The organism is Nonomuraea sp. NPDC003201 (assembly GCF_053590415.1).
Window position 1 is genome coordinate 1 of record NZ_JBSFTC010000489.1, and the last position, 5,808, is coordinate 5,808.

Genomic DNA, 5,808 nt, shown 5'->3' on the forward strand with positions numbered 1-5,808 from the left:
CGCGGGGGCGCGTCGACCTCGCCGCGTTCGGCCGCGTGCCGGGCGACCGTGCGCCGGACGGCGGCCCGGAAGTCCGGGTCCTGCGCGAGCTCGGCCAGCTCCACCCAGGCCTCGACCTGCTCGGGCGAGGGGTCGTCGGGCAGCTCGGGCGTCATCGAGCGCATGATCCCGGCGAACCCCGGAACGGTGTCCAGGCCGTCGAAGGCGGCCTCCAGGAAGTCGTCGACGAGGCGGCGGCGTTCGTCCTCGGAGAGTCTTGCCAGTTTGTGCATGAGATCCATTTCCTCGGGGCTGGAGCCGCGCCTGGCCACCGCCGTGAGCACCGCGCGCCGCAGCCGGAGCGTGCGGATCTCCACGGCCAGCGCTTCGGCGTGCGCCGCGGCGACCTCGGGGAGCGAGACCTCGCGTGCCACGACCCGCCGGATCGTGGGCAGGTCCACTCCGAGGTCGCGCAGCGTCCGTACGAGCTCCAGGCGTGCGACGGCGTCGAGGTCGTAAAGGCGGTAGCCGGTGGGGCTGCGGTCGGTAGGCGGCACGATCCCCCGATCGGAGTAGAACCGGATGGTCTTGACCGTCAGCCCGGTGCGCCGGGCCAGGTCACCGATGGAGTAGAGCGCCATGTCTCCACCTTTCCGCCTCCCCTAGATGGAGACTCAACCGCTTCACAGTGATCCCGAAAATTGGGGTCCCATGTCCAGGCGGGTTTGACTACCTGTGAGGAGATGTGGTCGCATCGTGACCTATGTTTCTGATGGGATGAATTAGACCGGTCCGGGGGAGAACGTTTCATGCCGCACGCCCTTCTGCGCGTGCTCGCTTCGACGTCCATCGCAAGCGCCACAGTCCTGGTGGCCCTGCCACCGAGTGCCCAGGCCCAGACGCTGGGCCACACCCAGGTGAGGGTCCAGCCCGTGCCCGCCGTGCAGGAGCCGCCGGCCGCCGCGGTCAGCGTTCCGACCCGGCCCTCGCTCGCCGTCAGGCCCGCGGGAACCGGGCGGGTGGGGCCCGGCGAGCCCGAGGTGACCACGCCCGCCGGGCCGGGGCTCATCGACGAGGTCACTTCCGAGGCCGCCTCCGTCCAGGAGGAACAGGGTTTCGGCAGGCAGGCGCCCGACGTCCGGAGTGTGCTGCCCGACACGGCGGACGCCGAGCCGCTGACGCTGATCAAGCCGCTGGCGCCGATCCTCAAGGCGTTCGACGGGCTGGGCGGGCTGGGCAAGGTGGTGCCGGGGCTGACGTACCGGCTCTGCGTCCAGAGCGAGGCCGTGCCGGTCTCCTGCTCGATCTCGCAGCCGGTCGCCACGCCGGCGGTCGCCGACGTCACCGGCGACGGCAGGCCCGACCTGGCCGCCGACCTCGTGCCCACGGCCAACCCCATGGAGGGGGCGGCCGGGCTGGGGTTCGCGGTCAAGCGGCTGTCGCAGGGGCAGGTCAAGGCGCTGGTCTGGGCCGAGTACGACGGCAAGGTGTCGGTCGGGTTCGACGGCCTGCGGCACGGCGCGTCGCTGTCGGCCTTCGACTGGGGGACGTTCGGCGTCGACCTGACGGGCAAGCGGGTCAAGGCCAGCGTGAAGCGTACCGACCCCGGGAAGTCCGCGGCCCTGGTCGCGGGGCTGACCGGCCGCAGCGTGGTGAGCCTGCGCCAGACGCCCGCCACCGAGAAGCTCAGCGTGACCGCCGCGCTCGACTCGCCCTCCCTGGACGTCCACGCCTCCGCGCCCGCCAAGCTGGAGGCGCTGGCGGTGAACGGCCGCCAGTTCACCCAGGCCGTGCTCGACCGCATGCCCGCCCGCGCCGCGGTGCGGCTGTCGGACGGCGAGGTCCGCTTCACCAGCCCGTCCTCGATCGCCCGCGCCCGGCTGCACAGCTTCACCTACCGTGACGGCAAGCTGGCCAGGGTGCTGAGCGCCCAGGTCAGGAAGGTGCCGCCGACCCTGACCGCCAAGTACGCGGCCGCGGACGGCAAGCAGACCCTGACCGTCGAGTCCGCCAAGGGCCGGGCCGGGGCGGCCTCCCTGCTCTTCTTCGACCGGGCCGCGGACAAGACCGTGCTCAAGACCGAGCTGAGCGACCTGCCGGCCAAGGTGCGCCTGGTCAACGACCTGGCCGAGCACCGCGTCACGCACACGACCAGCTCGCCCATCGGCCGGTTCTCCGTGGTGCTCCAGCGCAACGAGGGCGCCATCTCCAGCCCGCGCGGCGGCCACGTCACCATGATCAAGAAGGGTGACGCGGTCGGGGTGTCGGGGCTGCTGTCGGGGCTGTCCGGGTTCGACGTCACGTACGGGGCCGTGCCGCACGCCCACCTGGAGGTGGGCTCCAGCGGGCGCTCGTTCGTGGGGGCGGCCAGCATCGACGGCACCCACGTGGCCCGCCTGGAGATCTCCAACACGCCCGCCACCGTGGACGTCACCCTCGACCCCGCGAGCCGGAAGGCCGAATACCAGGCCAGCGGCGTGATCCGCAGCATCCGCGCCGCCTATGCGAACCTCGAGAAGGGCCCCACCGTCGACGGCACCGTTCTGGGTGTGCGCGACGACGTCAAGGCGTCGTGGGAGCTGGGCGAGCGCTCGACCGTCAAGGTCGCCACGTCCGCCAAGATTGACCAGATCAAGATTTATGCCAATAAAGCGCACGTGACCTCGCCGTCCGGGGAGGACCTGGAGGCGACCGTCGAGGGTGTGCGCAAGAGCGTCGAGCTGGTCGCCGACACGGGCGCCCGGACCCTCACCTGGACCGCGGACGCGCCGGTGGCCAAGGTCTCGGCCCTGGCCAGGGTCAAGCTCGGCGACCGGTACGCCAGGGCCGCCGCCGAGGTGAGCGGCGTGCCGGCCCGCTTCGACGCCTCGTGGGACCCGGCCTCGTACCGCTTCCGTGGGCTGTCCGGGCCGGTCGGGTCGGCGGAGGTGGCGTTCACCAACCACGACGGGGCCAAGGCCCCCACCGGGCCGCACCTGTCGGCCCACTACAGCCAGGCGACCGGCGACCTGGACGCCAGCGTGCTGGTCAAGGGGCTCAAGCAGGTCGGGTTCACCCCGGCGGCGCAGGGGTTCAGCGCGGACTTCCGCTCGGCCCGGCAGAGGCTGGCCGTGGACGCCGACGTCACGCAGGGTGACGCCCGCTTCGGCCTGATCGGCACGCTCGGGCCCGTGCCCGGCCGCCTGTCGGTCACCTCCGACGGGGGCAAGCTCACCTACGCCGGCTCGCGCCTGGACGTGCGCGCCCGCGCCTGGCTCGGCAAGGCCGGGGCGCTCGACCGCATGCGGGCCGCGCCCGCCGTGCCCGGCGGCGTGTCCCTGGTGGACGGCGGCTGCGCGGCCGGATCCGCGGGCTGCTCCCAGGGGCCGTTCTGCACGCCGGATCGGGGCTGCTTCGGCCTGCAGGGATACCTGGACGTGAGCGGGCTGCCGGACCAGGTGACCGTGGACATGACGGGTAAGACGTTCGCGTTCTCGGGGTTCAGCCCGCGGCGCAAGAGCCTCGGCGTCTATCTCGCCAGCAGCGTCCTGTCACCCGTGCCCGTCAAGGCCAGGGCCACTCTGACCGGGCTGCCCTCCCGGATCACCAGCATGTCGCTGGGGCCGTTCGGCGTGGCGCAGGGCAACGCCGTGCAGGCCGCGTACCGCATCGAGCCCGCCGCCACGCTCGGCGCGCTCGACGTGCAGGCCGAGGCCGGTGACCTGCGCGGGCACGTGTCGATCGACCCCGTGCCGGCCTCGGTGTCGGTCCAGGGCACGTACGGCGCCCAGACCCGCATCCGCGTGAACAACTCCGCGGCCGTCAAGCGCCTGGACGCCAAGGTCACCCTGGCCGGGAAGGGCACCGGCGAGCTGCGCTTCGCGGACGTGCCGGCCTCGTTCGGGGTGGACGCCGACGCCTCGGCCGCCGGGCTGAGCGTGCCGGCGCTCACCTACAAGTCGAACGTCAGCACCCTCGACGGCTACCTCGGCGTGGAGGGCGGCCTCGTGGACCCGCAGGGCAGGCTCGGGGACGTGTCGTTCGCGGTCAAGGACCTGGCCGCAGACACCACGATCCGCATGAACCCCGACCAGTCGCTCGACCTCGTCTCCCGCCCCGTCCCCACGGGCCGCCTGTCGCTGCACGCGGGGCTGCGGGTGGACGCGGTCGCGCCGCAGCAGATCTCCGTGAGCAAGGAGGTCCCGTACACGACGGGCTTCCTGACCTACAACGTCGGCGGGAAGTTCGGGCTGCAGGCGAGCGCGGTCAAGGACCTGTCGCTGGACGCGCGGCGCGTGTCGTGGCTGCGCATCCGGCCCGGCAAGGTCCCGTTCGGGCTGAAGGCGCCCCCGGCCCTCGGGTACGTCGCGCCCGGCTTCGAGGGCGACTACGGCCAGCTCAAGCTGGCCGCCAAGGGGGTGGACCTGCGGCCCGAGGTCTCCCTGGACGTGCGGCTGAGCAGGGAGGTCGGCAGCGACGTCTTCCGCGACTCGGTGCGGCTGGCCCCCACCGACTCGCTCGCGCTGCGCCGCTACGACCAGCGGATGCGGCGGATCGGGGCCAAGCAGGAGATCAAGGCGGCGGGGATCAGCCTGGCGTGCGTGACGGTGGACGCCAAGCCCGGCTTCGCGGCCGGGAACGGGTCCAGCTCCATCACGCTGCGTGGCGCCGACGGGCCCCAGATGGTGTCGCTGCTGGATCCGGGAGGCCAGGTGCCGGACTACGCGGTGGACCTGCTGACCCACTTCATGAGCCCGTTCCCCGGGGCTGAGTGGAAGGTCGCGGGCACCAAGGCGGGCGGCTGCGACCCCGATCGCCGCCCTGCCTCCCGCTGACCCCGCCCTGCTGCTCACGGGCCTGCTCACCCGGCTGACCGTCGCCGCCCGGCGCGGCGGTCAGCTCGGGCCGCGGTAGCCGGGCGGCGGGCGCTCTCCCTCGTACGCCTTCACCGGACGCCCGGACAGGAACGCCCGCAGGACCCCGAGGTACGGCTCGCTCGCATAGGCGTCCGTGGAGTCCTCGTCGTCGAGGTAGGCGAGCGTGGCCGACGGCAGCGCCCGCCGGTAGGCCATGGCCGACGGCCAGCCCTCCTCGTCACACCGGCTCTTGACGATCAGCACCGGGGCCTTCGCCTCGGACAGGCTCAACGGGAGCGAGGAAGGCGCCGTCCGCCCGGTCAGGCCGACGTAACCCCCGGAGCCGGTCGCGGCGGCGGCCGGGCACGGGTGCGGCGCCCCCTGCCGGACGAGGCCGAGGTAGGCGTCCAGCTCCCGGTCACCCGCGAAGGCGTGCGCGGCCTGCGGGTCCACCCGCAGCAGCGTGGAGACGGCGAGCAGGCGCGGATCCGGCGAGCCGTCCGGCCCGAACATCGCCGCCAGCTCGACCTCGCCGTCCGGCTTCCGCGCCGGAGGCAGCCCGGTGGGGGAGGCCAGGACGGCCTTCGCCACCCGGTCGGGGTGCGCGGCCAGGTAGGCGGTGGCGAGCTGCGCGCCGTAGTCGTGGGCGATGAGGTTCAGCCGGTCCGCGCCCACGGTCTGCCGGATGGCCTCCAGGTCCTCCACGTCGCGCGTCAGGCCGTACTCGCGCGGGTCCCGCAGCCGGGCCGAGCGCCCGGCCCCGAGCTGGTCGTAGACGTACACCTGGTAGCCGTCCGCCGTCAGCTTCCTGAAGAAGGCCGAGGACGCCGCCAGGTCGGCCACGCCGGGCCCGCCGTGCAGGAACACCACGGGGTCGGGGCGCGTGACCCGCTTCGGCGCGAACCGTATGTACGCCAGCTCCGAGCCCGTCGGCAGCCGCCACTCGCGCTGCCCGGCCACCGGCGCCGGGGGAGCGGAGGGCTGCGGCGGGCGC

3 protein-coding genes are annotated in these 5,808 nt (G+C 73.4%); 1 reads left to right on the top strand and 2 read right to left on the bottom strand.

Going from position 1 to position 5,808, the window contains the following annotated elements; translation table 11 throughout:
- Positions 1-620: MerR family transcriptional regulator (locus tag ACWDX9_RS58710; RefSeq protein WP_449972192.1), on the bottom strand; the 620-nt coding region annotated here is incomplete at its 3' end.
- A 168-nt stretch (positions 621-788) separates the two neighbouring features.
- Here ACWDX9_RS58710 and ACWDX9_RS58715 point away from each other — a divergent pair.
- Complete coding sequence (locus ACWDX9_RS58715) at positions 789-4,793, top strand: hypothetical protein (protein ID WP_449972194.1); 4,005 nt, start codon at positions 789-791, stop codon at positions 4,791-4,793.
- A gap of 60 nt (positions 4,794-4,853) precedes the next feature.
- On the opposite strand, the gene ACWDX9_RS58720 is transcribed toward ACWDX9_RS58715, so the two are convergent.
- Positions 4,854-5,808, bottom strand: a 955-nt coding sequence (locus ACWDX9_RS58720) for an alpha/beta hydrolase (protein WP_449972197.1), incomplete at its 5' end; no start/stop codon positions are given.